This window comes from Streptomyces sp. NPDC057438 (assembly GCF_042802995.1).
Lineage (GTDB): Bacteria > Actinomycetota > Actinomycetes > Streptomycetales > Streptomycetaceae > Streptomyces.
Genome location: NZ_JBHVDD010000057.1, coordinates 37,318 through 63,996 on the forward strand (window position 1 = coordinate 37,318; position 26,679 = coordinate 63,996).

Genomic DNA, 26,679 nt, shown 5'->3' on the forward strand with positions numbered 1-26,679 from the left:
GTCACCCCTGGTTCCCGTGGGTCCCGGAGACCGTCTCGCGCAGGGCGCGCAGGGACTCCTTCAGCGAGCCCATGGTGGCGAGGACGGCGGTCGGCTCGTAGCCGCAGTGCGCCATGCAGTTGGCGCACCGCGGGTCCTTGCCCCGGCCGTAGGCGTCCCAGTCGGTGTCCTCGATCAGCTCCCGGTAGGTGGTGACGTACCCGTCGCTCATCAGGTAGCAGGGCTTCTGCCAGCCGAAGAGGGAGTAGTTGGGGATCGCCCACGCCGTGCACGGGAAGTCGACCTTGCCCTCCAGGAAGTCGAGGAACAGGGGCGAGTGGTTGAGCCGCCAGCGACGGCGGTTGCCGCCGGCGAACGCCTTCTTGAACAGTTCGCGGGTCTGCTCGACGCCGAGGAAGTGCTCCTGGTCGGGGGCCTTCTCATAGGCGTACGCGGGGGAGATCATCATCTCGTCGACCTGGAGGTCGTCGTTGAGGTAGTTGAGGACCTCGATGATGGTCTGCGGGGTGTCGGTGTTGAAGAAGGTCGAGTTGGTGGTCACCCGGAAGCCGCGCCGCTTGGCCTCCTTGATGGCGGCGACGGCCTCGTCGAACACCCCTTCCTTGGCGACCGACTCGTCGTGCCGCTCCCGCAGCCCGTCGATGTGCACGGCGAACGCGAAGTACGGCGAAGGCTTGAACTTCTCCATCTTCTTGCGCATCAGCAGGGCGTTGGTGCACAGGAAGACGTACTTCCTCCTCGCCACCAACTGCCGGACGATCTCGTCGATCTGAGGGTGCATCAGGGGCTCGCCGCCGGCGATGGACACCATCGGCGCACCGGACTCCAGGACGGCGCCCACGGCCTGCGCCACCGGCATGCGCTGCTTGAGCACGCCCGCAGGGTGCTGGATCTTCCCGCAGCCCTCGCACTTCAGGTTGCAGGCGTAGAGCGGTTCCAGCTCGACGATCAGCGGGAACTTGTCCCGCTTGCGGAGCTTCTGTTCAGCGAGATACGTCGCCACCTTGATGGACTGGCGGAGCGGCATGGCCATCTGGCTCACCTCCTGGGGAGCAGCAAGGAACGGTGCCATTCGTAGTAAGCGGGAAGGACGGCACGAAGGACGCGGAAAGCCGATATTCCACCGCGTACCGTGCCGATCCGGACCAGTTCATGTTCTGGAGCGTCCACGACCACCCGGACGGCCGCAACCGGGCGTGCGCCCGATCTCACGGCGCAGTGGAGCGTGACGGCGGACTCCATGTCGACCGCGAGTGCGCCGGTCGCGTGGAGGTCGGACCGTTCCTGACCGCGTACGACGTGGTCGGATCCGGTGAGCGGGCCGGTGTGGACCAGGCGTCCGGGCACGACGCGCTCCAGCGCCTCCACCAGGCGCCGGGAGGAGACGCAGCGGGTGACGGCGTCGCCGGGGCCCCAGGTCTCCTCGGCGACGACCAGGTCGCCGGGCCGCATGCCCGGCGCGAGTCCGGCGCAGAACCCGGTGGCCAGCACGGCCGCGTCGCGCAGCCCGGGGTCGGCGAGCAGCCGGGTGACGGACCGCTCGGCGGCCCTCGGCCCCATGCCGGTGCGCAGGACGGTGACCGGGCCCCCGGCGCCGCCCCGGTCCCCGCTGCGCAGGGCGAGCCGTTCGATGCCGAGGGCGCAGGCGATCAGCAGCGGGGCCGGGGCGGCGGGCGCGTTCATCAGCGTTTCCCGGGCTTCAGGACGGCCGGTTCGCCGTGGACGTACCGGCCGAGCGCGGTGAGCGGGAAGACCTGTCGGTAGAGGTGGTAGTTGATGGAGAAGTCCCAGGGGAAGCCGGTGCCGGTGAAGTGCGGCTCGTCCCAGGACCCGTCCTCCCGCTGGGTCCGGGCCAGCCACTCGACGCCGCGCTCGGTGGCCTTGGTGTCCCGCTCCCCCGCCGCCAGCAGCGCGAGCAGCGCCCACGCGGTCTGGGAGGCGGTGGAGGCGCCCTTGCCGCCCCATTCGGCGGGGTCGGGGTAGGAGCGCAGGTCCTCGCCCCAGCCGCCGTCGTCGTTCTGCACGGTCTCCAGCCAGGCCACGGCACGGCGGATCGCGGGGTGTGCGGCGGGCAACCCCGCGGTCACCAGGGCGGGGACCACCGACCCGGTGCCGTAGACGTAGTTGACGCCCCAGCGGCCGAACCAGGCTCCGCTGGGCTCCTGTTCGGCGAGCAGCCACTCGATGCCGCGCCGGGTGCGCGGGTCGTGGGCCAGGCCCTCCGCCGCGAGCATCTCCACCACGTGCGCGGTGACGTCGGCGGACGGCGGGTCGATGACCTCCCCGAAGTCGCAGAACGGCAGCCGGTTGGGGAACGGGCTGGTGTTGTCGGCGTCGAACGCGCCCCACGCCCCGTTCCCGGACTGCATGCCCAGGGTCCAGCGCACCCCGCGCCGGACGGCCCTCTCCACGCGCTCGGGGTCGTGGTGCCGCACTCGGCGCAGTGCGAGAACGACCTCGGCGGTGTCGTCGATGTCGGGGTAGTTGTCGTTGTGGAACTCGAACGCCCAGCCTCCGGGCGCGAGTTGGGGCCGCTTCACCGACCAGTCGCCGGGGCGGACGATCTCCTCGCCGAGCATCCAGTCGGCGGCCCTGACCAGTTGGGGGTGGTCGGCGGGCAGGCCGGCGTCGGCGAGGGCGATGGTGGCGAGGCAGGTGTCCCACACCGGGGACTGGCAGGCCTCGATCATCCTGGCCCCGTCCTCGCGCCACACGGCGAACCGGTCGAGGGACTCCAGCCCGGCCCGCATCACGGGGTGCCGCAGGTCGTAGCCGAGCAGGTGCAGCGCGATGATCGAGTAGACGGCGGGGGGCTGGATGCCGCCCCAGCAGCCGTCGTTCTCCTGGCGCTCGACGATCCAGCGGGCCGCCCTGTTCATGGCCGCCCGGCGCAGCCGCTTCAGTGCCACCTTGTGGTAGCCGTGCAGGGCCCTGTCGAGCCGTTGGAAGGCTCCTTCCCAACTGCCCAGCCGGTCCAGGGGTCTGGGCGGGTTCGGCCGCCCCGGATCGGTGTGCAGTTCGTCGAGCGGGAACGGCGCGGGCCGCACCGGGCGCTTCGCCGACACCACGGTCAGCGGCACGATCGTCTGGCGGGCCCAGCAGCCGAAGTCGTAGATGTTCAGCGGCATCCAGGTGGGGAAGTACACGATCTCCGGCGGCATCTCCGGCAGGTCGTCCCACTTCCACCAGCCGAACAGCGCCAGCCAGATGCGGGTGAAGACCCGGGCGGCCGCGATCCCGCCCCGCCCCCGGATCCAGGCGGACGCCTTCGCCATGTGCGGCTGGGCCGGGTCGTCCCCCGCCAGCCGCAGCGCGACGTACGCCTCGACGGTGGCCGAGAGGTCGGAGGGGCCGCCGTAGAAGGTGGCCCAGGTGCCGTCCGGGCGCTGTTCGCCCCGGATGAAGAGGGCGGCGGCCCGTGTGGTCGCCTCGTCGCGGATGCCCAGGAACTGGCGGAGCAGCAGGTCCTCGGCGTCCATGGTGACGTTGGTCTCCAGGTCGCCCTTCCACCAGCCCTGGGCGTCCTGCCGGGAGAGCAGGAAGTCGGCGGCCCGCCCCACGGCGTGCACCGCCGCCTCCTGGACCCCCGCCGTCACAGGAGTGCCCTGGTCGGTGTCGCTGGCCGAGGGGGCGCGGGGCGGCAGGGCCCCGGTGCTTCCGTCGGTCGTCGCTGTCATGGCTTCCCCTTCGTGCAGTGGACGGATCTCTCTGCGGTGGGTCAGCCGTCGGCCGGTGCGTCTCCGGTGACGGGCACCGGCCGGCGACTACGCGAGGGCTATTCGACCGATGAGGGTCGACTCCTGGGTGAGGGCGGTCATCTCTTCCGTACGACGACGAAGTCGGCGAGGGCCGCGAACTCGTCCCGGACGCGCTCGGGCATCCGGATCGAGTCCAGCGCCTCGATGGCGATCGTGTGCTGGCGGCGGGCTTCCTGGACGGCCCACTCCCGGCCGCCGGCCTCCTCGATGAGGGCGGCGCGGGCGGCGAACTCCTCCTCGGAGAAGTTCTCGAAGTCGCTGGCCTTGGCGTCCGCGGCCAGGAGCTCGCCGAGCCGCTCCGAGGCCGGTCCGCCGGCCGCGAGGGCGGCGACGACCGGCAGGGACTTCTTGCGCTGGCGCAGGTCGCTCCAGGTCTGCTTACCGGTGGAGACCGGGTCGCCCCAGATGCCCAGCAGGTCGTCGACGGCCTGGAAGGCGAGCCCGAGGTGGTAGCCGTACTTCTCCAGGGTGTCGGCGGTGTGGTCGTCGGCGCCGCCGAGGACGGCGCCGATGGAACAGGCGCAGGCGAGGAGGGCGCCGGTCTTGTTGCCCTCCATCTCCAGGCACTCCTCGACGGTGACCCGCTCGCGGTGCTCGTAGGAGATGTCCTGGGCCTGGCCGTCGATGAGCGCCCGGGTCGCCGTGGTGACGCGGCGGGTGGCGCGGGCTGCCTCGGCGGTGCCCAGTTCGAGGAGGATCTCGTTGGCGAGGACCATCAGCGCGTCACCCACGAGGATGGCCTGGGCGGGGCCGTGCACCTTCCAGACGGTGTCGCGGTGGCGGCGCTGTTCGTCTCCGTCCATCAGGTCGTCGTGCAGCAGCGAGAAGTTGTGCACCAGTTCCACCGCGACCGCGCCGGGGATGCCGGCCTCGGGTGCGGCGCCGGTGACCTCGGCGGACATGACGGCGAGGGCGGGACGCACGGCCTTGCCGCCGTCGCCGTCCGCCGGGTTGCCGTGGGCGTCGATCCAGCCGAAGTGGTAGGCGGCGACGGTGTCCATGGGGGGTGCCAGGCGATCGACGGCCGCCCGCAGCACGGGGGTGGCCAGGGTCCGCCCGCGCTCCAGGAGCGCGGTCACGTCCACCGCGGTCCTCGCAGCGGCCGTCACGGCCGGGGGCACAGTGGGCACAGTCTCTCCAGATGTCGGTGTGTTCGTGGTACCGAGAGCGCGGGAACCGCCCCGGTGCGCTTCGAGCGTCACGCGGCCTCCTCGAAGTCGAAGAGGTGGTCCCGGGGCCGGCCCAGCGCGGCGAGGGCGGCGTCCGCCGCGCCGATGCCGCTGCGGACCGCGCTCTCCATGGTCGCGGGCCACCCGGTGGCGGTCCACGCTCCGGCCAGGTACAGGCCGGGTGCCTTGGTGCGGGCGCCGGGCCTGAGCCGTCCGACGCCGGGGGTGGGAGCGAACGTCGCCGTGCGCTCCCGGGTCACGAAGAAGTCCCGCACCCGCGCGGCGCGCGCGGTCGGCAACAGCCGTTCCAGCTCGGGCAGATAGTGCTCGCGCAGCGCGGCCACGGGTGTGTCGATCTCGTCCTGGGCGGCCGACTGGGACAGCGCCAGGTACTGGCCCTCACGCAGCCCGGACGCCCCGGTCCGGTCGAAGACCCACTGCACGGGCGAGCCGAGCGCCGCGAAGAACGGCCGGCTCAGCACCGTACGGTCGTACACGACATGGATGTTGAGGATCGGCGCGGTGCCGATCTCCAGCAGCCGTCCGGGCTCGTCCAGCGCGCCCGGGGGCAGCAGGTCGTGCGTCTCGCGCTGCGGTACGGCGAGGACGACCGTGTCGGCGTCGAGGCTCTCGCCGGGCGTCCCGACCCGCCAGCTCCCGTGCTCGCCGGGGGCGACGGACGTGACGCGGGTACGGAGTTCGGTGCGCACGCCCGCCGAGTCGAGCGCCTTGCGGGCTCGCACGTCGTGCAGTTCGCCCAGCGGGACATGGGCCCAGCCGAGGTCGGCCGCGCCGGGGTCGGACAGCAGGCCCGTCCTGAACACCATCGCGGCGAGCCCGAGGGAGGCGTCCTGGGCGACCGCGTTGAGGGTGGCGACGCCCACGAGGTCCCACAGCGCCTCGACGGCCCGCGCCGACTGGCCGTGCGCGGCCAGCCAGCCGGCGAAGTCCTGGGCGTCCAGGGCGGGATCGGCGGGGTCGAGCGCCTTGAGGGCCAGTGCGGCCCGCCCCACCCGCGCGCGGTCGGCGAGCGAGAGGTGGGGGTACGTGGCGAGGCTGCGGCCCAGGTGCAGGGGGACGGGCAGCGCGTCGCGCCGCAGCCTGCCGAGCCGTCGCCCGACCCGGCCCCCGGCGTCGAGAACCGGCACGTCGAGACGATCCTGCAGGGGCGCGAGCGCGGTCGCGTCGACGCGGTCGAGGAACCAGCGGTAGGCGGTGCAGCACCGCATGTACACATGCTGTCCGTTGTCGACGGTCAGGTCGCCGCGCCGGAAGGAGAAGGCGAGTCCGCCGAGGCGGGGCCGGCCCTCCAGGAGGGTGACCCGGACTCCGGCGTCGGCGAGCGAGAGCGCGGCGGTGACACCGGCCAGCCCCCCGCCGACCACCACGGCCGTGGCGGGGGTCCGGCCCGTACGGTGCCCGTCGGGTGGTCCCCCGGGCTGTGCGCCGTCGGTCATCGTGCACCCTCCCCTGCCGGTCCGCCGGGGTGTCGAATCCCGCCGGGGCGGGCCGTCGCAGTCAGGGACGCCACGGCGTTGCGGAGGGTTGCGTACCACTTTTCCCCGATGGATTCACACCTGAGTGAATTGTCCATCAGACGCGCCTCCTGACGGTACGGCGCGACACGTGGCGGGTGTCGAGACCGGAGAGGCCGCGGACGGCGACGTACGCCTTCTCCCGGCCGGGCAGCGAGACCCGGCCGCGCAGGACGGCCTCCGGCTCGCGCTCGATGCGGTCCAGCAGCCGGCGGTAGATGCCGGCCATGGCCGCGACGCAGGCTCCGCTGCGGCGGTCGAGCATCGGTAGGAGCCGGTAGCCCTCGGCGAACAGGGCGCGGGCCCGGCGCACTTCGAAATGCACCAGCCCCGCGAAGTCGGAGTCGGCCGGCGGCAGCGGTCCGGCGAACCCGGCCGAGCAGCCGAACTTCGCGAGGTCGTCGGTGGGCAGGTAGGTGCGGCCGCCCTCCGCGTCCTCGCGAACGTCCCTGAGGATGTTGGTCAGTTGCAGCGCGAGCCCGAGGGTGTCGGCGTACTCCGGCGCGCGTTCCGCGCCGCGCGCACCCGGTTCGGTGCCGAAGACGCCGAGCGAGAGCCGGCCGATGGAGCCCGCCACACAGCGGCAGTAGACCTTCAGGTCGTCCCAGGTCTCGTAGTGCTCACCGCGCACGTCCATGAGCACGCCGTCGATGAGTTCGTCGAGGGCGCCGAGCGGGACCGGGAAGGCGGCCCCGGCGTGGGCGAGGGCGACCGCGACGGGATCCGTGTCGTCCTCGTCGACCGAGCCGTCCCTGACCCGGGTGAGCAGCGCCCTGGTGTCCTCCAGCCGGGCCGCCTTGACCTCGACCGCGAGCGCGCCGTCGCCGATGTCGTCGACGCGCCGGGAGAAGGCGTACAGCGCGGACATCGCGCGGCGCTTGGCCGTCGGCAGCAGCCTGATGCCGTAGGCGAAGTTACGGGCCTGCTGTCCGGTGACGGCCTCGCAGTAGCTGTAGGCGGCGAGTACCGGCGCGGACGTGCGTGGTTGCGACTCCACGGTCCGGATCACCTCTCTCCTCGCAAGGTCGCGCCCGCCTCGCGCAGCAGCCGGAGCCTGCCGGGTCTGGGCGAGCCGGGAAGTACGTCGAACTCGGCGGCGGCGATCGCGTGGACCGCCGCCCTTCCGCCCGCCACGAACCCCGCGAGGAGCAGCCTCAGCCTGCCGTGGACGCTCCGCACGAGCGGGGTACCGTCGTCCAGGAGGCGCCGGGCGCGTTCCGCCTCGTACGCGATGAGGGCGCGCACCGAGGCGCCCGCGGTGGGTGCGGCGAGATCGGCCTCCTGGACGTGGAAGCGCTTCATGTCGGCGGCCGGGAGGTAGATGCGGTCCCGGCCCAGGTCCTCGGCGACGTCCTGGAGGTGTTCGACGATCTGCAGCGCGGTGCAGACCGCGTCGGCGTACCGGACCCGCTCGGGGGTGGTGGTGCCGGTGACGGCGAGGACCAGCCGGCCGACGGGGTTCGCGGACAGCGCGCAGTAGGCGACCAGGTCGTCGTAGGTCTCGTACCGCTTGACCAGTTGGTCCTGGCGGTTGGCGGCGATCAGGGCGAGGAACGGCTCGGGGGCGAGACGGCGGCCGCGGACCGTGCGCTGGAGGCGGCGCAGCAGCGGGTGGCCCGGGGTGCCGTCGAAGACCTTGGCCAGGTCGGCCTCGAAGGCGTCGAGGAGGAGGAGCCGGTCGCCGGCGTCCTGCGGGCCGACGCCGAGGAGACGGGCGTCGGCGCCGCCGGGGGCGAGGTCGCCGTCGCCGATGTCGTCGACGAGGCGGGCGAAGCCGTAGACGGCCATGAGGTCCTCGCGCCAGGCCCGGGGCAGGAAGAACGGGGCGACGGGAAAGTTCTCGGCCCGGGCCTTGTCGAGGGTGTCGCGCTCGGGGTCACCGGTGCGCGCCGTCCCGGTTTCGGTCACCGCTCGTCACCCGGCGCGGGCACGGCAGAAGCGTGGTTGAGCTGGGGAGTCTTCAGAGCCATGGCCGTCACATCTCCCGTTCTACACTGCCGACCCAATACGCACTATTTCGGACACGCCGCCCAGTGGGCGGTGTCTGCGGCGGATGCCGGGTGTCGCGCATTATGGACCCACTTGCCGCGATTGGGCACCGTTACAGCTTACGTTGTACAACGCACCATGCTCCGTCGGGGTGTCCTGCACATCACAAGAACGCACCGATTGCCCCCAAGATTCCTATAGGTGGCCGGAGTTGACACGGTCCTTGCCGAAGTTGGCGTTTCCCTTGCGCGACGCCGTTCCCCGGTATCCCTTGCAGACGCCGGGCCCCACCGGAACAGTTCCGGTGGGGCCCGGGTCGTGTCGGGCCGTGGCGCCCTACTTGCCCGTGAACTTCTCGTATTCCTTCAGGACCTCGTCCGTCGGGCCGTCCATGCGCAGCTCGCCGCGTTCCAGCCACAGCACTCGGTCGCAGGTGTCGCGGATGGACTTGTTGTTGTGGCTGACCAGGAAGACCGTGCCGGCCTCCTTGCGCAGCTCGCGGATGCGGGCCTCGGACCGCTTCTGGAACGCGCGGTCGCCGGTGGCGAGGGCCTCGTCGATCATCAGGACGTCGTGGTCCTTGGCCGCCGCGATGGAGAACCGCAGCCGGGCCGCCATACCGGAGGAGTAGGTACGCATGGGGAGGGTGATGAAGTCGCCCTTCTCGTTGATGCCGGAGAAGTCGACGATGCCCTGGTAGCGCTCCCTGATCTGCTCGCGGGACATGCCCATCGCGAGGCCGCCCAATATGACGTTCCGTTCGCCCGTGAGGTCGTTCATCAGGGCGGCGTTGACGCCGAGCAGCGAGGGCTGGCCGTCGGTGTAGACCTTGCCCTTCTCCGCGGGGAGCAGGCCCGCGATGGCGCGCAGCAGGGTGGACTTGCCGGAGCCGTTGGAGCCGATCAGGCCGATGGCCTCGCCGCGGTAGGCGATGAAGGAGACGCCCTTGACGGCGTGCACCTTGCGGACACCGCGCTTGGCGTCGTCGGAGCCGCGCTTGAGGATGCGGCTGAGGGCGGCGGTCGCGCTGCCCTTGCCGGTCCTGGCGCCGTTGACGCGGTAGACGATGTGCAGTTCGTCAGCGATGACGGTGGGGATCAGTGACTCAGCCACGGCCGTACCTCTCCTCCGCCTTCCAGAAGTACACGAAACCGCCGAGCGCGATCAGCGCCGCCCAGCCGCCGGCGACCGCCCACACGTGCGGGGGCAGGTTCTCCGAGCCGTAGCCGTCGATCAGCGCGAAGCGCATCAGGTCCATGTAGATCGCGGCCGGGTTCCACTGCAGGACGTCGGCGATCCACTGGGGGTGGTCCTCCAGCATCACCGGGATGGAGAACATGACGCCGGAGGCGTACATCCAGGTCCGCATCACGAACGGCATCAGCTGCGCGAGGTCCGGTGTCTTGGAACCCATGCGGGCCATGATCAGCGCGAGGCCGGTGTTGAACAGGAACTGCAGCGCCAGCACGGGGACGATCAGCAGCCAGGACAGCGACGGATAGCTGCCGAAGCCGACCGCCACGCAGAACAGCACGATCATCGAGAACAGCAGCTGCTGGAGCTGCTGGAGCGCGAAGGAGATCGGCAGCGAGGCGCGCGGGAAGTGCAGGGCGCGTACCAGGCCGAGGTTGCCGGAGATCGCGCGGACACCCGCCATCACCGAACTCTGGGTGAAGGTGAACACGAACACACCCGTGACCAGGAACGGGATGTACACCTCGCGGGGCATGCCCCGGTCGGCGCCCAGGATGAGGCCGAAGATCAGGAAGTACACCAGCGCGTTGAGCAGCGGAGTGGCCACCTGCCACAGCTGGCCGAGCTTGGCCTGGCTGTACTGCGCGGTGAGCTTCGCCTGGGAGAAGGCCAGGATGAAGTGACGCCGCCCCCACATCTGGCGGACGTACTCCACGAGTCCGGGTCGGGCGCCGCTCACGGCGAGCCCGTACTTGGCGGCCAGTTCCGTGGCGGAGAGCCCGTCGTCGGGCGACGGTCGGTCGCTCACCACAACCCTGCCGTCATGCGTTGTCTCACTCACAAATGGAAACTTTCGTCCTCAAAGTGCGTGGCCTGGTCGGGCCGAGGCGGAAACCTGGGCCGGGTACGGCCGAATGCTCTCAGATTTCGAGCGTGTCAGATGACGGGCGGTCGGCCCAGTCGGGTCAGCCGCCATACCGTACGCCACTTCATGGGCCGGCGGGGGCCGCAGTGACTCGTCCAGCCCTCCTTGAAACCGCCGAACCATGCCTTCAGCGCCGGCCCGGAGGGCTTGCGCAGCAGCGTCAGCAGCAGCCAGACGCCCAGGTAGACCGGGACGAGCGGCGCGGGGAGGTTGCGGCGCGCGAGCCAGACGCGGTTGCGCGCGACCATGCGGTGGTAGACCGCGTGCCGGGAGGGGGCGGTCGTGGGGTGGTACAGCACCATGTCGGACCGGTAGTCGATCATCCAGCCCGCGTCGAGGGCCCGCCAGGCCAGGTCGGTCTCCTCGTGCGCGTAGAAGAACTCGTCCGGGAGCCCGCCGACTTCGGCGAAGACCTGGGTGCGTACGGCGTTGGCGCCGCCGAGGAAGGTGGTGACCCGGGAGGAGCGCATCGGGTCGGCGGCCCGCAGCCGGGGCACATGGCGCCGCTGGGTCTGCCCGTTCTCCGGGTCGGCGATCCGGAAGCTGACGATGCCGAGCTCGGGGTCGGCGTCGAAGGCCCGGCGGCAGAGTTCGGCGGTGTCGTGGTGGGCGAGCAGGCCGTCGTCGTCGAGGAAGAGCAGGACGTCGACGTCCCGGCCGCCGGGCCCGAACGCCTCTATGCCTACGTTACGGCCGCCGGGTATGCCGAGGTTCTCGGGCAGCTCGACCGTCCGTACGCCCTCGGGGACGTCCGGGACGGGCGAGCCGTTGCCGACGACGACCACCTCGACCCGGTCGCCCTCCTGCTTGGCGACGGAGTCGAGGAGGGCGCGGAGTTCGTCGGGGCGGTTGCCCATGGTGATGATCACCGCGCCGACCTTCATGCCGCCGCTCACTTCAGCCTGCTGGAGGCCAGGATGGACACCAGGTGCAGCAGGGTCTGGAGGAGCGCGATGCCGGCGAGCACGGCGACGCCGAGCCGGGAGAAGAAGAGGTCGCCCCGCATCTGGTCCAGGACCGCGAAGACCAGGATCAGCAGGGAGGCCTCGACACCGAGGATGAGCCGGTGGAACTTCAGGGCGGCGGCGGCCTTGCGGGCCAGCGCCATGCCGGAGGAGCGCGGCTCGGCGGCCGACTCCTGGACCGGCGGCTTGCCCGTCTGGTGCCGGGCGACCCCGACGAGGTCCGTCTCGGCCTTGATCAGGATGGCGCCGAGCGCGGCGAGCGTGCCGAGGAAGGCCCACAGCCAGTCGATCCGGCCGGTGCCCCACAGGTCGGCCGCGCGCAGACCGAAGCCGACCAGCACGGCCGCGTCGCACAGGTAGGCGCCGACCCGGTCGACGTAGACGCCGGTCATCGAGTACTGCTTGCGCCAGCGGGCGATCTCTCCGTCGACGCAGTCGAACAGCAGGTACAGCTGGACCATCAGCACACCGAGGACGGCGCCCGGGATGCCCGGCACCAGCAGGGCCGGGGCGGCGAGGACGCCGAAGACGGTCATCAGGTAGGTCAGCTGGTTGGGCGTGACCCGGGTGTTCACCAGGTGCCGGTCGATGCGCAGCGAGATCTCGCGCATGTAGAGCCGGCCGGCCCAGTGCTCACCGCTGCGCCGGTCCTTCACACCCGGGGGGTGAACGACCGGGCGCAGCTCAGCTACTGATGGCTTTGGCATAGTCGGCGTAGGCGTCCTTGATCTGTTCGGTGCTCAGTTCGAGGTGTTCCAGGATGGTGTAGCGGCCCGGCCGGGTCTGCGGGGCGAACTCCACGACCTGGACGAACTCGTCCACGGTGAAGCCGATCTCGTCCGGGAGGACGGGCAGCCCGTGGTGGCGCAGGACCTCGACCATCTGGCCGGCGACCTCGTGGTTGCCCCGCAGGAACGTGGCGAACGCGCCGCCGAGACCGCACTGTTCGCCGTGCAGGGCGTTGCGCTTGGGGAAGCTGAGGTCGAACGCGTGGCTGATCTCGTGGCAGGCACCCGAGGCGGGACGGCTGTCACCGGCCACGGACATGGAGATCCCGCAGAGCACGAGGGACTCGGAGAGCGTGGTCAGGAAGTCGTCGTCGCCGACCCCGCCGGGGTGGCGCAGCACGGCCTCGGCGGCCTGGCGGGCCATGGCGGCGGCCAGTCCGTCGACCTTCTCGCCGGTCTCCCGGCTGGACAGCTCCCAGTCGGCCACGGCGGAGATCTTGCAGATCACGTCGCCGATACCGGCCCGCACGAAGCGCACCGGGGCCTCACGGATGACGTCGAGGTCGATGACGATGCCGATCGGGTTCGGCACACCGTAGGAGCCGCGGCCCGCGTCGTTGTCGAGGGTGGCGACCGGGGAGCAGAGGCCGTCGTTGGCGAGGTTGGTGGCGACCGCGACCAACGGCAGGCCCACCCGGGCGGCCGCGTACTTGGCGCAGTCGATGACCTTGCCGCCGCCGAGCCCGACCACGGCGTCGTAGTGACCGCCCTTCTTGATCGAGTCGGCGAGCCGTACCGCTCCGTCGATGGTGCCGTCGGCGTCGCTGAACCAGTCGGCCTCCGGCAGCGCCGGGGCGAACCGGTCGCGCAGGGCCGCGCCGGAGCGCGAGCTGATCGCGAAGGCCAGCCGGCCCGACGGCGCGATGCGCTGGTCCGACAGGATCGTCGCCAGGTCATCGAGCGCGCCGGGACGGATGTCCACGACGATCGGCGAGGGGATGAGCCTCGTCAGTACTGGCACGCGATCTCACGTCCCTTGGCGAGGTCGTCGTGGTTGTCGATCTCGACCCACTTGACGTCACCGATGGGCGCGACGTCGATCCGGAAGCCGCGGTTCACGAGCTCCTGGTAGCCGTGCTCGTAGAACTGCTGCGGGTCCGTCTCGAAGACCGTCTTCAGGGCGTCGGCCAGCTCGTCGGCGGCCTCGCCCTCGATGAGGGTGACGCCGATGTACTCACCGGTCGCCTCGGCGGGGTCCATCAGCTTGGTGATCTTGGTCATGCCGCCCTCGGGGCCCACGACGACCTTCATCTCCTCGTCGGCGAGGGACTTCACCGTGTCGAGGGCGAGGATGATCTTCTTGCCGTCGCCGCGGGCGGCGAGCAGGGTCTTCTCGACGGAGACCGGGTGCACGGTGTCGCCGTTGGCGAGGATCACCGAGTGCTTGATGGCGTCACGGCCGCACCACAGGGAGTAGGCGTTGTTCCACTCCTCGGCCTTGTCGTTGTCGATCAGGGTGATCTTGACGCCGTACTTCTGCTCCAGCGCCTCGCGGCGCTCGTAGACGGCCTCCTTGCGGTACCCGACGATGATCGCGACCTCGGTCAGGCCGATCTCGGCGAAGTTGCCGAGGGTGAGGTCGAGAACGGTCAGGCTGTCCTCGGCGCCCTCGGGGCCCACCGGCACCAGAGCCTTGGGAAGGGTGTCGGTGTAGGGGCGAAGACGCCGTCCGGCGCCGGCCGCCAGCACGAGGCCGATCATGCGGGTTCTCCTTCATCGTGTACGGCGGGTGCGCCTGTCTTATGGGCGGTCACCCAGAAGCGGATGCTCTCGATGAGCACCAGCAGCGCCACGGCCACGGCGAGAGCCGTGAGCGCGGCCTTGAACTCTGTGGGCGCGAGCAGCGCGGCGAGGACGGCGACCAGCAGGGTCCTGCCGTCGTGACCGCCGATCGCCCGCACCAGCCACCGGGGCGGCGCGCCGGCGTCACCGCGGATGCGGTACACCGTGTCGTAGTGATGGTAGGCGACGGCCGCCACGAGCCCGAAAGCCGCGGGAAGGGCGCCGTTCACCTCGGCTTTGGCCGCGAGGATCAGGACGGTGCCGTATTCGGCGGCGCGGAAGAGCGGGGGGATCAGCCAGTCGAGGGGGCCCTTGAGGGGGCGCGCGACGGCCTCGGAGGACACCAGGACGTAGACGGCGGCGCAGATGACGACCGACCGGCCGGGTCCGTCGATCCAGGCCGCGAGCACCACGACGACGGCGCCGGCGAAGGCGAACACGGGTGCCAGGGCGCGTGGTCCGCCGGGCAGGACCCGCCCGAGCAGCTCGGCCAGGGGTCCGCTGTCCGCGAGGTCGGCCAGCGCCCGTGCGGCACGGTCCGTCCGCTGTGCCTTGCGCGTCAGCGAGCGCAGGACGCGGCCCGCCGTGGTGTACGTCGCGGCGAAGGCGCAGCCGACGAGCAGCGCGTAGAAGGTGATGCGGGGCGTGGTGAGGGCCGTGAGGACGGCGATCATCGCCCAGCGCTCACCGATCGGCAGGACGATCATGCGGCGGACCCAGACCGTCCAGCCGACGCTGTCGAGCTTGCCGGAGAGGGCGGCGGTGGGGCTGGTGTTGCCGGTGGCGTCGTGGTTCGCCTCGTTGAAGGAGAAGTCGACGACGTGCCGGCAGGTCTGCAGGACCATCGCGGCGAGGGCGAGGGCCCAGACGTCGTCGCCGCCCCGGGCGGCGCCGAGGGCGAGGCCCGCGTAGTAGGCGTACTCCTTGGCGCGGTCGAAGGTGGCGTCGAGCCAGGCGCCGAGCGTGGAGTACTGCAGGGAGTAGCGGGCCAGCTGGCCGTCGGTGCAGTCGAGGACGAAGGAGAGGATCAGCAGCAGGCCGGCGGCGACATAGCCGCCGCGGGTGCCGGTGGCCGCGCAGCCGGCCGCGATCAGGGCGGTGATCAGCGAGGCCGTGGTGACCTGGTTCGGGGTCAGGCCCCGGCGGGCGCACCAGCGGGCGAGGTAGCGGGAGTACGGGCTGATGCAGTACGTGGTGAAGAAACCGTCGCGGGACTTCACCGCCGTGCGCAGCCGTACGGCCTCGTCGTCGACGGCGTCGACGGCCCGCCGGGCCTCGTCACGGGCCTGCGGACCGTCGGGGACGACGGCGACCAGGGTGCCCAGCTCGGGGCGGTGGAGGCTGACGCCGTCCGCGTCGAGGCCGGTGACGATCCGGTCGGCGACGCTGTCGACGGCGACGGCGGTTCCGCCGCTCGCGCTGGGACTCTCGTCGGTCAGCACCCGGGTCAGTGCCTGTCGGGCTGCGGGCCGCACGGTCACGGCACCGGGGAGGGCGGCGGCGTCGAAGCGGGGGTCGGTGAGTCCGAGGCGCAGGGCGTGGGTGTGGCCGACGAACCGGGCGTCGACGATCGCGACCCGCTGGTCCGCGGGCACCGTCGCCAGGAGCCTCGCGGCGTCACCGGCGTCCGAGGCGACCCGTACGTCGAAGCCGAGCGACCGCAGATCGCCCTCCAGCGACGATCCGGGCACCGGCTGACCGGTGAGGATGGCGGTCGACAGAGGAACTCACTCCCTGGGTGCCGACGCGACCGCGCCGGACATGTACGAGGTGGAAGGCGCCCAGGCCCTGGGGGCCGGCAGCGTGTCGGCAGAGGCTATCGGATGAAGAGAGGCGGGCGTTCACCGCCCGTTCACGGCCCGATCGATCGCGCCTGCTCAGGCCGTCGCCCCTCCGCCGCGATCATCATCGGGGATGTGGGGGGTGCGCCACAAACTCCGGTGCGGATACCGGCAGATAAGGAACAAAGGGGCGGCGTCGTCGCGTGAGAGAGGCCTCGTCCCGCGCCCTTCGGGCGGCACGGGCCGCCACCGACGACGACCCGCCCGCCGATCCTGCACACCTTCCACGACGAACGGACACAACACGCCCCCCGCATAAGGTGACCCCATGACATGGCTGATCACAGGCGGAGCGGGATACATCGGCGCACACGTGGCGAAGGTCATGACCGAGGCCGGCGAACGGGTCGTCGCCCTGGACGACCTGTCGGCGGGGGTCCGCGGCCGCCTCCCCGGGCACATCCCGCTGGTCCACGGCTCCGCCCTCGACGGCGACCTGCTCAAGCGCGTGCTGGCCGAGCACTCCGTGACCGGCGTGGTCCACCTCGCCGCCCGCAAACAGGTCGGCGAGTCCGTCGCGCAGCCCACCCGTTACTACCAGGAGAACGTCGGCGGTCTCGCCGGCCTGCTGGAGGCGGCCGCCGGGGCCGGGGTCGAGCGCTTCGTCTTCTCCTCCTCCGCTGCCGTCTACGGCAACCCGGACGTGGACCTCATCACCGAGGACACCCCGTGCGCCCCGATGAGCCCCTACGGCGAGACCAAGCTCGCCGGTGAGTGGCTGGTCCGGGCGGCGGGCCGGGCGCACGGCATGGCGACCGTCTGCCTGCGCTACTTCAACGTGGCCGGGGCCGCCGAGCCGGCCCTGGCCGACACGGGCGTCTTCAACGTCATCCCGATGGTCTTCGACCGCCTCACCCGCGCCGAGGCCCCGCGGATCTTCGGCGACGACTACCCGACGCCGGACGGCACCTGCGTCCGGGACTACATCCACGTCGCCGATCTCGCCGACGCGCACCTCGCGGCGGCCCGGCGCCTGACCGGGGGCGCCACGGGCGACCTGACCGTGAACATCGGCCGCGGCCAGGGCGTTTCGGTCCGCGAACTCATCGATCTCGTGGGTGAGGTGACCGGCGACCGGCGACCCGCGCTCGTCGAGGCGCGCCGGCCCGGCGACGCGCCGCGCGCGGTGGCCTCGGCCGCGCGGGCCGAACGGGAACTCGGCTGGACGGCCCGGCGGGACGTGCGCGAGATGGTCGAGTCGGCCTGGGAGGGCTGGCGGCTGCACCGCGGCCTCTGACCGTCGAAGACCCGCAGCGATCATGGCAACGCTCTGACCTGCGCATCGTTTCCGCAGGTCAGAGCACATGACAACGGTGTTCAGTGCCGCGTTGCCGGATACCCCCCACCCGTAGTTCACTGTGATCCGGAGCCGAACACACGGACGCATGCGAGAGGCGGGCACCCGATGGGGGCTGGGCACGATCACGGACACGCGCACCACGCGCCGACCACCGGTACGGCGGCAGCGGCGTACCGCGGACGGCTGCGGATCGCGCTGTCGATCACGCTCACCGTCATGGTGGTCGAGATCGTCGGCGGTGTGCTCGCCGATTCGCTCGCGCTCATCGCGGACGCGGCCCACATGGCGACGGACGCGGTCGGTCTCGGGATGGCGCTCCTCGCGATCCACTTCGCCAACCGCCCGCCGAGCGGCAACCGCACCTTCGGCTACGCCCGCGCCGAGATACTCGCGGCGCTCGCCAACTGCCTCCTGCTGCTCGGTGTCGGCGGTTACGTCCTGTACGAGGCGGTCCAGCGGTTCATCACGCCGGTCGGTACCGAGGGCGGACTGACCGTCGTGTTCGGCGCGGTCGGCCTGGTCGCCAACATGATCTCGCTGACCCTGCTGATGCGCGGCCAGAAGGAGAGCCTGAACGTACGGGGTGCCTTCCTTGAGGTGGCCGCGGACGCGCTCGGGTCGGTGGCGGTCATCATCTCCGCGACGGTCGTCCTGCTCACCGGATGGCAGGCCGCCGACCCGATCGCCTCGCTGGTCATCGGTCTGATGATCGTCCCGCGGACGGTGAAGCTGCTGCGCGAGACCCTCGACGTGCTGCTGGAGGCGGCGCCGAAAAACGTCGACATGGCCGAGGTACGCGCCCACATACTGGCACTGCCCGGCGTGGAGGACGTCCACGACCTGCACGCCTGGACGATCACGTCCGGTATGCCGGTGCTCTCCGCCCATGTGGTGGTCGGTTCCGACACGCTGGACTCCATCGGCCACGAGAAGATGCTGCACGAACTCCAGGGCTGCATCGGCGACCACTTCGATGTCGAGCACTGCACCTTCCAGCTGGAGCCGGGCGGCCACGCGGAACACGAGGCGAAGCTGTGTCACTGACCACCGGGCCCGCCCACTGGACGACGCGACCGGAGCGGTCCACCGACCGGGAGGGGGTGTACGCCGTCAACGCCGCCGCCTTCGGGACCGACGCGGAGGCCAGGCTCGTCGACGCGCTCCGCGAGGACCCCGGGGCGTGGCTGCCGGAGCTGTCGTACGTCGCCGAGGCGCCGGACGGCACGATCGCGGCGTACGCGCTGATCACGCGGTGTCATGTGGACGAGGCCCCCGCGCTGGCGCTGGCCCCGGTCGCCGTGCTGCCTGACGTGCAGCGGCGGGGCGCGGGTGCGGCCGTCGTCCGCGCGGTGCTGGAGGCGGCACGCGCGCGCCGGGAGGGGCTGGTCCTCGTCCTGGGGCATCCGGAGTACTACCCGCGCTTCGGCTTCGTACGGGCGTCCGAGTACGGCATCCGGCCGGGTTTCGAGGTGCCGGACGACGCGATGATGGCCCTGGTGCTGGACGGTTCCGCGCCGGTGTCACCCGGCGTCATCCGGTATCCGGCCGCCTTCGGGGTCTGACGCGCGGGGCGCGGGTGTCTGCGGGGCGGGACGGGCGGGTAGGACATGCGGGTTCGCGCGAAGTGCCGGGAGGAACGGTTTCGTGCGGCAGACTTGAGGCTCGAAGAACGAGGCTAAGGATGGGCATGCCGATCACACCTGCCACCGCGGTGCAGAGTTCGCAGTACGGGACCACGGAAGCGATCCTGCTGGAGCTGGTCGACGAGGACGGCACCACGATCGGCACCGCGGAGAAGCTGGCCGCTCATCAACCGCCCGGTCAGCTGCACCGGGCCTTCTCCGTGTTCCTCTTCGACGAGCGCGGACGGCTGCTGCTCCAGCAGCGGGCCCTCGGCAAGTACCACTCCCCCGGCGTCTGGTCGAACACCTGCTGCGGGCACCCCTACCCGGGCGAGTCCCCCTTCGCGGCGGCCGCGCGGCGGACGCACGAGGAGCTGGGGGTCTCCCCGGCGCTGCTCGGCGAGGCGGGCACGGTCCGCTACAACCACCCGGACCCGGACTCGGGCCTGGTGGAGCAGGAGTTCAACCATCTGTTCGTCGGGCTGCTGCAGGCCCCGCTCCGGCCGGACCCGGAGGAGGTCGAGGCGACCGCGTTCGTGACCGCGGACGAGCTGGCGGAGCGGCACGCCAAGGACCCCTTCTCGGCCTGGTTCATGACGGTGCTGGACGCGGCCCGGCCGGCGGTCAGGGAATTGACGGGCCCGTCCGCGGGCTGGTGACGGCCCCGGTCCGACGGACCTGATCCATCGGCCGGCGATCGCTCACCCCTGGATCAGGTGTGCGGGTCCGAGCGGCAGGGCGGCCCAGATCACCTTGCCGCCGCTCGCGGTGTGCTCGACGTCGCAGACGCCGCCCGCCTCCAGGGTGATCTCGCGCACCAGCAGGAGTCCGCGGCCGCCGAGCCGGCCGTGGTCGGTCTCCAGGGCGGTCGGGCGGTAGGGGTGGCTGTCCTCCACGGACACCCGCACCCAGTCCGCTCCGACGGCGACCTCGACGGCCAGCGTGGGCGACAGGAGCGCCGCGTGTTTCACGGCGTTCGTCACCAGCTCGGAGACGATCAGCAGAAGTCCTTGGACGAGGTCGTCCGAGATCGGCACGCCCTGGCGGGCGAGCAGGTCCCGGACGGCGCGCCGCGCCTGCGGCACCGAGGCGTCGACGGCGGCAGCGGTGAACCGCCAGACCCCTTCGTAGGGCAGTGGCTCCGGCGGCCTCGGGTCGTCGGAGCCGTGCCCGCCGCCGTCAGGGCGTGGGTCGCTCCCGCGCCCTTGGTCGTCCATCGTCCGGTCGCCACCCTTGCGCTCGATTGTCACCACAGGTCGAGTGTTGGTAACCCGACGCCGAGCACGAAGGACTGAACAGAAGTCAGCGCGTATCGACGACTTCCCGACCGTCCGTGAGCGATCCCGTCAGACGTGCGACCGCCTTTGTCCGGCGCTTGTCCCTTCCGGAACTATTCGGGTTGTACGGGTTTGACGCCGAGGCCGGTGGCCGGCTGGGCCGGACCACCGCACTAGCATCCGGTGCATGGAGCCTCAGCTGCTGGACACCGTCGCGGACGGGGTCGCGACCGTCGTCGTCCACCACCCGGCCAAGCGCAACGCCATGACGGCCGGGATGTGGCGGGCGCTGCCGCCGCTGCTCGACCGGCTGGCCGCCGACCCCGGCGTACGGGCCCTGGTGCTCACCGGGGAGGGCGGGACGTTCTGCGCGGGCGCCGACATCTCCACGCTGCGGGAGTCCCCGGGCGAGGCCCAGGAGCTGGCGGGCCGCGCCGAGGAGGCGCTCGCCGCTTTCCCCCTGCCGGTCCTCGCGGCGATCCGGGGGCACTGCGTGGGCGGTGGCGCGCAGCTGGCGGCGGCCTGCGATCTGCGGTTCGCCGAGGAGGGCGCGCTGTTCGGGATCACCCCCGCGAAGCTGGGGCTCGTCTACCCGGCCTCCTCCACCCGGCGACTGGTGTCGCTGGTCGGGCCGGGCACCGCCAAGTACCTGCTGTTCTCGGGCGAGTTGATCGACGCGGAGCGCGCGCTGCGCACGGGGCTGGTGGACGAGGTCCTGGGCGTGGGCGAACTCGCCGGGCGGGTGGCGGAGTTCACCCGGGTGCTGGTCTCGCGCTCCCGGCTGACCCAGGCGGCGGCCAAGGAGTTCGCGAACGGCCGCACCGACCGCGACGCCCACTGGGCCGCGCAGGCCCGCGCCAGCTCCGACACCGCGGAGGGCGTCGCCGCGTTCCTGGAGCGGCGGCGGCCGCGGTTCACCTGGAGTGTGTGAACCACCCCTCCGCCGGTCTCACCGCAGGACGTGACGGCTGTTGTCGCGGAACCATGCGACGAGGTGGGCGGGCGCCTTCTCCGGTGAGCCCGCCTCGTACGGCGGCTGCGGGTCGTACTCCGTCGCCAGCTGGATCGCCTGGGCATGGTCGTCGCCCGCGATCCGGCCGAGCAGGGTCAGGCCCATGTCGATGCCGGAGGAGACGCCGGCCGCGGTGACGTACTTGTCGTCGAAGACCACCCGCTCCCTCGTCGGCTGCGCCCCGAACCGCTCCAGCGCCTCCAGGGCCAGCCAGTGCGAGGTGGCGCGGCGGCCCTCCAAAAGTCCCGCGGCGGCGAGCAGCAGGGAGCCGGTGCAGACGGAGGTCGTCCAGGTACTGGTGGCGTCGGCCGTGCGCAGCCAGTCCAGAAGGGCCTCGTTCTCCATCTGCGCGCTCTGCCCGGGGCCACCGGGAACGACCACGATGTCGGGGCCGGGCACCTCGGCCAGGGTCCTGTCGGCGTTGATCGTCAGGCTTCCCTGGTCGGTGCGGACCGGACCGGTCGCCTCGGCGACGAAGACGAGTTCGGCGTCGGGGAGGCGGCCCAGGGTCTCGTAGGGACCCACCGCGTCGAGGGCGGTGAAGCGGTCGAAGAGGACGACGGCGATCTGCATGGGGTTCCTTTCAGTGGGTGGGGGCGGAGGCCGGGCGGAAGCGCCGGCGGTACTCCGCCGGGGAGGTGCCGAGGGCCTTCACGAAGGCGCGGCGCATCGCCTCGGCCGTGCCGTAGCCGCAGGCGCGGGAGATCTCCTCGACGCCGTCGGTGGTGTCCTCCAGCAGGCGGCGCGCGTGTTCGAGGCGGACGCGGTCGACGTACCGGCCCGGGGTCGTGCCCGTCTCGGCGCGGAAGGCGCGGGCGAAGTGGCGGGGCGAGAGCCGGGCGCGGGCGGCCAGGTGCTCGACGCCCAGGTCGGCACCGGGGTGCTCGGTGATCCACTGCTGGACCTCCCGCAGCGGCTCCCGCCGGGCGGTCTGAGCGGCGAGCTGGGCGCTGAACTGGGCCTGGTTGCCCGGTCTGCGGAGGAAGACGACGAGATGGCGGGCGATGGCGAGGGCGGCCTCGCGGCCGATGTCCTCCTCGACCAGCGCGAGGGCCAGGTCGATGCCGGAGGTGACCCCGGCGGAGGTGGCGATGTGTCCGTCGCGGACGAAGATGGGGTCGGGGTCGACCTCGACGGCCGGGTGGCGGCGGGCCAGCGTCTCGCAGTACGCCCAGTGGGTGGCGACCCGGCGGCCGTCCAGGAGGCCGGCCTCGGCGAGCAGGATCGCGCCGGTGCAGACCGAGACGAGGCGCGTCGCGCGCGGGCCGTGCTCGCGCAGCCAGGCGACGACCCCGGGGGCGGGGTCCCGGGTGCCCTGGCCGCCCGGCACGAGCAGCGTGTGCGGGTCGGGTGCGTCGGCGAGGGAGTGGTCCGGGACGAGGGTGAGGCCGCTGGAGGTGCGTACGGGCGTGCCGTCCAGGGAGGCCGTCGCGATGCGGTAGGTCTTCGGTGTGTGCAGTTCCGCGCCGGCGAAGACCTCCAGCGGGCCCGTGACGTCGAGGCTCTGCACGCCGTCGAAGAGGACGACCAGGACAGTTCGCATGGCATCGATTCTTGGGTGGGCGGGCTACGGCCGCAATGACGAGTTCCCCACCTTTCCTGCCATGGGACGGGATGAGGTCGACCGGACCCTTTCCACCTACTAACCGGTCGGTAACATGCGACCATGACCTCTTCCCTGCCGGAGCGCGCCGGGCGGCGCTGCCATGGCCTCCTCAACCCGTTCCACTCCGCGCACTACTTCTCGCCGGATCTCGGCCGGGAGCTGGCCGCCGTGGGGGTGAAGGACCCACGGGCGGCGTACTTCGCGGTGCGGGCCGCGGCCATGGGCGTGGTCGGCGCGGGTGTGGTGACGGCGACGTTCTTCAACTTCCGTCACGAGCGGGTGGCGGAGCACGTGCCCGCCGTGTGGGAGACCGCCGCACCCGTGGTGGTGCTGGCGGCCCGTGAGCGCGCGGCCGACGCCACGCTGCGGCGGCTGCTGGGCGAGGAGGTGACCGCCTCCGAGGAGGTTGCCGAGGCGGCCCGGCTGGCCCTGCGCGCCACCGAGGCGTGCACGAGGACCGCACGCCCCCTGTACGCGGCGCACGCCGATCTCCCCGTACCCGAGCGCCCCCACCTCGCGCTCTGGCACGCGGCCACCCTGCTGCGCGAGCACCGCGGCGACGGACATCTCGCCGTCCTCCTCGACGCCGGGCTGGACCCGGTGGAGGCGCTGGTCAGCCACACCGCCACCGGCAGGGGCATGTCCCCGAAGTGGGCCCTCGGCACGCGCGGCTGGACCCGGGACGAGTGGGACGCCGCGAGCGCCCGGCTCCGGGAGCGTGGGCTGATCGACCCCGAGGGCGCGTTGACGGAGGCCGGCGTGGCGCTGCGCCGGGAGATCGAGGACGCCACGGACCGCCTCGACCTCGCGCCGTACGAGCATCTGGGCGCACCCGGGGTGGAGAGGCTCACCGAGCTGATGACCGCCCTGGTGACGCCCATGCTCGCCGCGGGCGCGTTCCCGACGGGGATGATCGGCAAGCGCTGATCCGACCGGTCCAGGCATGAACCACGCGCGGTGCGGTACCCGATCTTTCCTGGCCGAGCCAGCCGGGAGACGAAAGGGGAAGTACGTGTTCCGTGCCATCGCAGACGTGTTGCGGCAGATCGGTGGAGCCATCGCGACGGTGGTCACGCTGCCGTTCCGAGCCGTCGCCCGACTCTTCGGCGGCGCGTCGAGTTCGACGCGCGGCGGCGGGCGGGCCCGCCGGGCCTGAGGACGGCCGGGCCGTAGACCTGGGGAGCCGGACGCCAGCGCCGCGTCCGGCTCCCCGTGCGTCCCGGTCCGGTCGGGTCCTGGCGAGGCCGGTCCGGTGGAGTCGTCCCCGACCGGCCAGACGAGTCTCCCGCCCTGAGCCCCCGCTGTCGTCGCCACCTGCCACAATTGCCGCGCAACCCCAGCGGAGAAGGCGGTACGGGAACGTGACGACACCCGGGTCCATCGAAGTACGGTCCATCGAAGGCAGGATCGCCGAGGAGCTCGGCGTACGGGAGCGGCAGGTCAGAGCCGCGGTGGAACTGCTCGACGGCGGTTCGACCGTGCCCTTCATCGCCCGCTACCGCAAGGAAGCGACCGAGATGCTCGACGATACGCAGCTGCGCACGCTGGAGGAGCGGCTGCGCTATCTGCGGGAGCTGGAGGAGCGGCGGACGGCGATCCTCGAATCGGTACGTGAGCAGGACAAGCTGACGCCCGAGGTCGAGACGCAGATCCGGGCCGCGGAGACCAAGGCCCGGCTGGAGGACATCTACCTCCCGTTCAAGCCCAAGCGGCGCACGAAGGCGCAGATCGCCCGTGAGGCGGGGCTCGAACCACTGGCCGAGGGGCTGCTCGGCGACCCGAACGTCGAGCCGCTGGCCGCCGCCGCGGCCTTCGTGGACCCCGACAGGGGCGTCGCCGATCCGCAGGCCGCGCTGGACGGCGCGCGGGCGATCCTCACCGAGCGGTTCTCCGAGGACGCCGACCTGATCGGCGAACTGCGCGAGCGCATGTGGGTGCGCGGGCGGCTGGCCGCCAAGGTGAAGACCGGCAAGGAGGAGGCGGGCGCCAAGTTCGCCGACTACTTCGACTTCGCCGAGCCGTTCACCGAGCTGCCCTCCCACCGCATCCTGGCGATGCTGCGCGGCGAGAAGGAGGACGTCCTCGACCTCGTCCTGGAGCCGGAGGAGCCCTCCGAGCAGCCCGGTCCGTCGTCGTACGAGGGGATCGTCGCCCATCGTTTCCGGATCGCCGACCGCGGGCGTCCCGGCGACAAGTGGCTGACGGACACGGTCCGCTGGGCCTGGCGGACCCGGATCCTCGTCCACCTCGGCATCGACCTGCGGCTGCGGCTGCGGACGGCCGCCGAGGACGAGGCGGTGAACGTGTTCGCGGCGAACCTGCGCGACCTGCTCCTGGCCGCCCCCGCCGGCACCCGCGCGACACTCGGCCTCGACCCCGGTTTCCGTACGGGCGTGAAGGTCGCCGTGGTGGACGCCACCGGCAAGGTCGTGGCCACCGACGTGATCCATCCGCACGTCCCCGCCAACAGGTGGGACGAGGCCATCGCGAAGCTGGCGCGTCTGGCGAAGGACCACGCGGTCGACCTGATCGCGATCGGCAACGGCACGGCCTCCCGCGAGACCGACAAGCTCGCCGGTGAACTGATCACCAGGCACCCGGAGTTGAAGCTCACCAAGGTGATGGTGTCCGAGGCGGGCGCGTCCGTGTACTCGGCGTCGGCGTTCGCCTCCCAGGAGCTGCCGGACATGGACGTCTCGCTGCGCGGCGCCGTGTCCATCGCGCGCCGCCTCCAGGACCCCCTGGCCGAGCTGGTGAAGATCGACCCGAAGTCCATCGGAGTCGGGCAGTACCAGCACGACCTGTCCGAGGTGAAGCTGTCGCGTTCGCTGGACGCGGTGGTGGAGGACTGTGTGAACGGTGTGGGTGTGGACGTGAACACGGCCTCCGCGCCGCTCCTCGCGCGCGTGTCCGGCATCTCCTCCGGCCTCGCCGAGAACATCGTGGCCCACCGGGACGCCAACGGTCCCTTCACCTCGCGTTCCCAGCTGAAGGGTGTGGCACGGCTCGGGCCCAAGGCGTACGAGCAGTGCGCGGGGTTCCTGCGGATCCGGGGCGGCGACGACCCGCTGGACGCGTCCAGCGTGCACCCGGAGGCGTACCCCGTCGTGCGGCGGATGGTGAAGACCTCCGGGCAGCAGGTGGCGGCGCTCATCGGCAACACGAGCGTGCTGCGGTCGCTGAGGCCGAACGACTTCGTGGACGAGACCTTCGGTCTGCCGACCGTGAGCGACATCCTCAAGGAGCTGGAGAAGCCCGGCCGCGACCCGCGTCCCGCCTTCAGGACGGCCACCTTCAAGGAGGGTGTCGAGAAGATCTCCGACCTGGTGTCCGGGATGGTGCTGGAGGGGGTCGTGACGAACGTGGCGGCCTTCGGGGCGTTCATCGACGTCGGAGTCCACCAGGACGGTCTCGCGCACGTCTCGGCGCTGTCCAGGACGTTCGTGAAGGATCCGCGGGACGTGGTGAAGCCCGGGGACATCGTGAAGGTGAAGGTGCTCGACGTCGACATTCCGCGCAAGCGGATCTCTTTGACGTTGCGGCTGGACGACGAGGCGGCGCCGAAGGGGCAGGGCGGCTCGGGGCAGTCGGGTGGGGGGTCTCGGCCTCAGCGTGGGGGGCGTGGGTCCCAGCCGCCCCGGCAGCAGGGGCGTGGAGGTGGGGGCGGTGGTTCCCGGCAGGGGGCTGGGGCTCCGGCTCCTTCGAACAGTGCGATGGCCGATGCGTTGCGGCGGGCGGGGTTGGTGGACAAGAAGCGCGGCTGAGTGTGTCGGCGGGGGTTTTCTCACCCCCGCCGCCCCTGCCCGTCCCCTCCTCAAGGGGCTGTGCCCCTTTGACCCACAGGTGCGGCCGAGTGGGGCTTCTCGCGCAGTTCCCCGGCGCCCCTGAACAGCAGGGGCTGCGCCCACTGCTGTTC

26 protein-coding genes are annotated in these 26,679 nt (G+C 71.8%); 8 read left to right on the forward strand and 18 right to left on the reverse strand.

All coding sequences use genetic code 11. The features are described 5' to 3' along the window. Position 1 precedes the first annotated feature (1 nt). The 15 genes from hpnH to ACFU5F_RS27035 all read right to left on the reverse strand — a co-directional run bounded on the left by hpnH (position 2) and on the right by ACFU5F_RS27035 (position 15,826). On the reverse strand, positions 2-1,033 hold the full coding sequence (gene hpnH, locus ACFU5F_RS26965) for an adenosyl-hopene transferase HpnH (protein WP_383892255.1): 1,032 nt from the start codon (positions 1,031-1,033) through the stop codon (positions 2-4). Between the two features lie 5 nt (positions 1,034-1,038). After that, positions 1,039-1,683, reverse strand: a complete 645-nt coding sequence (locus ACFU5F_RS26970; protein WP_383892257.1) for a 1-hydroxy-2-methyl-2-butenyl 4-diphosphate reductase — start codon at positions 1,681-1,683, stop codon at positions 1,039-1,041. Then, complete coding sequence (gene shc, locus ACFU5F_RS26975; RefSeq protein WP_383892260.1) at positions 1,683-3,677, reverse strand: squalene--hopene cyclase; 1,995 nt, start codon at positions 3,675-3,677, stop codon at positions 1,683-1,685. Before shc ends, ACFU5F_RS26970 begins: the two co-directional genes overlap by 1 nt. A 137-nt stretch (positions 3,678-3,814) precedes the next feature. Beyond that, on the reverse strand, positions 3,815-4,888 hold the full coding sequence (locus ACFU5F_RS26980; protein ID WP_383892263.1) for a polyprenyl synthetase family protein: 1,074 nt from the start codon (positions 4,886-4,888) through the stop codon (positions 3,815-3,817). A gap of 68 nt (positions 4,889-4,956) precedes the next feature. Continuing rightward, positions 4,957-6,384, reverse strand: a complete 1,428-nt coding sequence (gene hpnE / locus ACFU5F_RS26985) for a hydroxysqualene dehydroxylase HpnE (RefSeq protein WP_383892265.1) — start codon at positions 6,382-6,384, stop codon at positions 4,957-4,959. Continuing rightward, a complete protein-coding gene (locus ACFU5F_RS26990; RefSeq protein ID WP_383892268.1) occupies positions 6,381-6,521 on the reverse strand; it encodes a DUF6380 family protein in 141 nt (46 codons plus the stop codon). The genes hpnE and ACFU5F_RS26990 overlap by 4 nt, the downstream gene beginning before the upstream one ends. Further along, the gene (hpnD, locus tag ACFU5F_RS26995; protein ID WP_383892271.1) at positions 6,521-7,471 is read right to left on the reverse strand and encodes a presqualene diphosphate synthase HpnD; all 951 of its coding nucleotides are present in this window, start codon (positions 7,469-7,471) and stop codon (positions 6,521-6,523) included. The genes ACFU5F_RS26990 and hpnD overlap by 1 nt, the downstream gene beginning before the upstream one ends. Then, positions 7,468-8,370, reverse strand: a complete 903-nt coding sequence (gene hpnC, locus ACFU5F_RS27000) for a squalene synthase HpnC (protein ID WP_383892273.1) — start codon at positions 8,368-8,370, stop codon at positions 7,468-7,470. Before hpnC ends, hpnD begins: the two co-directional genes overlap by 4 nt. A gap of 417 nt (positions 8,371-8,787) precedes the next feature. Beyond that, entirely contained in the window at positions 8,788-9,564 is a 777-nt protein-coding gene (locus ACFU5F_RS27005; protein ID WP_383892276.1) for an ABC transporter ATP-binding protein, read from the reverse strand. Further along, the gene (locus tag ACFU5F_RS27010) at positions 9,557-10,486 is read right to left on the reverse strand and encodes an ABC transporter permease (protein ID WP_383892279.1); all 930 of its coding nucleotides are present in this window, start codon (positions 10,484-10,486) and stop codon (positions 9,557-9,559) included. The genes ACFU5F_RS27005 and ACFU5F_RS27010 overlap by 8 nt, the downstream gene beginning before the upstream one ends. A 95-nt stretch (positions 10,487-10,581) precedes the next feature. Continuing rightward, positions 10,582-11,454, reverse strand: a complete 873-nt coding sequence (locus ACFU5F_RS27015) for a glycosyltransferase family 2 protein (RefSeq protein WP_383892320.1) — start codon at positions 11,452-11,454, stop codon at positions 10,582-10,584. 8 nt (positions 11,455-11,462) lie between these two features. Continuing rightward, positions 11,463-12,191: a CDP-alcohol phosphatidyltransferase family protein gene (locus tag ACFU5F_RS27020; RefSeq protein ID WP_383892282.1), complete on the reverse strand. Its 729-nt coding sequence runs from the start codon at positions 12,189-12,191 to the stop codon at positions 11,463-11,465. Between the two features lie 28 nt (positions 12,192-12,219). Beyond that, positions 12,220-13,284 (reverse strand): iron-containing alcohol dehydrogenase family protein, encoded by a 1,065-nt coding sequence (locus tag ACFU5F_RS27025; RefSeq protein ID WP_383892284.1) that lies wholly within the window; start codon positions 13,282-13,284, stop codon positions 12,220-12,222. Beyond that, positions 13,272-14,024: a sugar phosphate nucleotidyltransferase gene (locus tag ACFU5F_RS27030; RefSeq protein ID WP_012999194.1), complete on the reverse strand. Its 753-nt coding sequence runs from the start codon at positions 14,022-14,024 to the stop codon at positions 13,272-13,274. The genes ACFU5F_RS27025 and ACFU5F_RS27030 overlap by 13 nt, the downstream gene beginning before the upstream one ends. Beyond that, the gene (locus ACFU5F_RS27035; RefSeq protein WP_383892324.1) at positions 14,021-15,826 is read right to left on the reverse strand and encodes a DUF5941 domain-containing protein; all 1,806 of its coding nucleotides are present in this window, start codon (positions 15,824-15,826) and stop codon (positions 14,021-14,023) included. Before ACFU5F_RS27035 ends, ACFU5F_RS27030 begins: the two co-directional genes overlap by 4 nt. Before the next feature lie 388 nt (positions 15,827-16,214). On the opposite strand from ACFU5F_RS27035, the gene galE reads away from it, so the two are divergent. The 4 genes from galE (at position 16,215) to idi (ending at position 19,527) form a co-directional block, all read left to right on the forward strand. Continuing rightward, complete coding sequence (gene galE, locus ACFU5F_RS27040; protein ID WP_383892287.1) at positions 16,215-17,183, forward strand: UDP-glucose 4-epimerase GalE; 969 nt, start codon at positions 16,215-16,217, stop codon at positions 17,181-17,183. Positions 17,184-17,351: 168 nt separating this feature from the next. Beyond that, positions 17,352-18,290, forward strand: a complete 939-nt coding sequence (locus tag ACFU5F_RS27045) for a cation diffusion facilitator family transporter (protein WP_383892290.1) — start codon at positions 17,352-17,354, stop codon at positions 18,288-18,290. Next, on the forward strand, positions 18,281-18,808 hold the full coding sequence (locus ACFU5F_RS27050) for a GNAT family N-acetyltransferase (protein WP_383892293.1): 528 nt from the start codon (positions 18,281-18,283) through the stop codon (positions 18,806-18,808). Before ACFU5F_RS27045 ends, ACFU5F_RS27050 begins: the two co-directional genes overlap by 10 nt. Before the next feature lie 125 nt (positions 18,809-18,933). Further along, positions 18,934-19,527, forward strand: coding sequence for an isopentenyl-diphosphate Delta-isomerase (idi, locus tag ACFU5F_RS27055; RefSeq protein WP_383892296.1), 594 nt, complete (start codon positions 18,934-18,936; stop codon positions 19,525-19,527). 42 nt (positions 19,528-19,569) lie between these two features. On the opposite strand, the gene ACFU5F_RS27060 is transcribed toward idi, so the two are convergent. Further along, positions 19,570-20,085, reverse strand: coding sequence for an ATP-binding protein (locus ACFU5F_RS27060; protein WP_383892327.1), 516 nt, complete (start codon positions 20,083-20,085; stop codon positions 19,570-19,572). 247 nt (positions 20,086-20,332) lie between these two features. Between ACFU5F_RS27060 and ACFU5F_RS27065 the strand changes: the two genes are divergently transcribed. Beyond that, complete coding sequence (locus tag ACFU5F_RS27065) at positions 20,333-21,076, forward strand: enoyl-CoA hydratase/isomerase family protein (RefSeq protein WP_383892299.1); 744 nt, start codon at positions 20,333-20,335, stop codon at positions 21,074-21,076. Positions 21,077-21,094: 18 nt separating this feature from the next. Here the strand turns inward: ACFU5F_RS27065 and ACFU5F_RS27070 are convergent, their stop codons facing one another. Both ACFU5F_RS27070 and ACFU5F_RS27075 read right to left on the reverse strand, forming a co-directional pair. Next, a complete protein-coding gene (locus ACFU5F_RS27070) occupies positions 21,095-21,730 on the reverse strand; it encodes a DJ-1/PfpI family protein (RefSeq protein ID WP_383892302.1) in 636 nt (211 codons plus the stop codon). A gap of 10 nt (positions 21,731-21,740) precedes the next feature. After that, positions 21,741-22,700 carry a GlxA family transcriptional regulator gene (locus ACFU5F_RS27075; RefSeq protein ID WP_383892305.1) on the reverse strand — a complete coding sequence of 320 codons (960 nt, stop codon included), beginning with the start codon at positions 22,698-22,700 and terminating at the stop codon, positions 21,741-21,743. 123 nt (positions 22,701-22,823) lie between these two features. On the opposite strand from ACFU5F_RS27075, the gene ACFU5F_RS27080 reads away from it, so the two are divergent. The 3 genes from ACFU5F_RS27080 to ACFU5F_RS27090 all read left to right on the forward strand — a co-directional run bounded on the left by ACFU5F_RS27080 (position 22,824) and on the right by ACFU5F_RS27090 (position 26,527). Continuing rightward, the gene (locus ACFU5F_RS27080) at positions 22,824-23,690 is read left to right on the forward strand and encodes a hypothetical protein (RefSeq protein WP_383892308.1); all 867 of its coding nucleotides are present in this window, start codon (positions 22,824-22,826) and stop codon (positions 23,688-23,690) included. 85 nt (positions 23,691-23,775) lie between these two features. After that, positions 23,776-23,919, forward strand: coding sequence for an LPFR motif small protein (locus ACFU5F_RS27085; protein ID WP_020115189.1), 144 nt, complete (start codon positions 23,776-23,778; stop codon positions 23,917-23,919). Between the two features lie 205 nt (positions 23,920-24,124). Next, positions 24,125-26,527 carry a Tex family protein gene (locus tag ACFU5F_RS27090; protein ID WP_383892313.1) on the forward strand — a complete coding sequence of 801 codons (2,403 nt, stop codon included), beginning with the start codon at positions 24,125-24,127 and terminating at the stop codon, positions 26,525-26,527. The last annotated feature ends 152 nt before the right edge of the window (positions 26,528-26,679 follow it).

Bases quoted from the DNA above. Each gene is read 5' to 3' on its own strand.
- ACFU5F_RS27060 (WP_383892327.1), bottom strand. From the start codon at position 20,085: ATGGACGACCAAGGGCGCGGGAGCGACCCACGCCCTGACGGCGGCGGG.
- ACFU5F_RS27030 (WP_012999194.1), bottom strand. From the start codon at position 14,024: ATGATCGGCCTCGTGCTGGCGGCCGGCGCCGGACGGCGTCTTCGCCCC.
- ACFU5F_RS27080 (WP_383892308.1), top strand. From the start codon at position 22,824: ATGACCTCTTCCCTGCCGGAGCGCGCCGGGCGGCGCTGCCATGGCCTC.
- idi (WP_383892296.1), top strand. From the start codon at position 18,934: ATGCCGATCACACCTGCCACCGCGGTGCAGAGTTCGCAGTACGGGACC.
- ACFU5F_RS27045 (WP_383892290.1), top strand. From the start codon at position 17,352: ATGGGGGCTGGGCACGATCACGGACACGCGCACCACGCGCCGACCACC.
- ACFU5F_RS27070 (WP_383892302.1), bottom strand. From the start codon at position 21,730: ATGCAGATCGCCGTCGTCCTCTTCGACCGCTTCACCGCCCTCGACGCG.
- ACFU5F_RS26970 (WP_383892257.1), bottom strand. From the start codon at position 1,683: ATGAACGCGCCCGCCGCCCCGGCCCCGCTGCTGATCGCCTGCGCCCTC.
- ACFU5F_RS27065 (WP_383892299.1), top strand. From the start codon at position 20,333: ATGGAGCCTCAGCTGCTGGACACCGTCGCGGACGGGGTCGCGACCGTC.
- shc (WP_383892260.1), bottom strand. From the start codon at position 3,677: ATGACAGCGACGACCGACGGAAGCACCGGGGCCCTGCCGCCCCGCGCC.
- ACFU5F_RS27015 (WP_383892320.1), bottom strand. From the start codon at position 11,454: ATGAAGGTCGGCGCGGTGATCATCACCATGGGCAACCGCCCCGACGAA.
- hpnH (WP_383892255.1), bottom strand. From the start codon at position 1,033: ATGGCCATGCCGCTCCGCCAGTCCATCAAGGTGGCGACGTATCTCGCT.
- galE (WP_383892287.1), top strand. From the start codon at position 16,215: ATGACATGGCTGATCACAGGCGGAGCGGGATACATCGGCGCACACGTG.
- ACFU5F_RS27075 (WP_383892305.1), bottom strand. From the start codon at position 22,700: ATGCGAACTGTCCTGGTCGTCCTCTTCGACGGCGTGCAGAGCCTCGAC.
- hpnE (WP_383892265.1), bottom strand. From the start codon at position 6,384: ATGACCGACGGCGCACAGCCCGGGGGACCACCCGACGGGCACCGTACG.
- ACFU5F_RS26990 (WP_383892268.1), bottom strand. From the start codon at position 6,521: ATGGACAATTCACTCAGGTGTGAATCCATCGGGGAAAAGTGGTACGCA.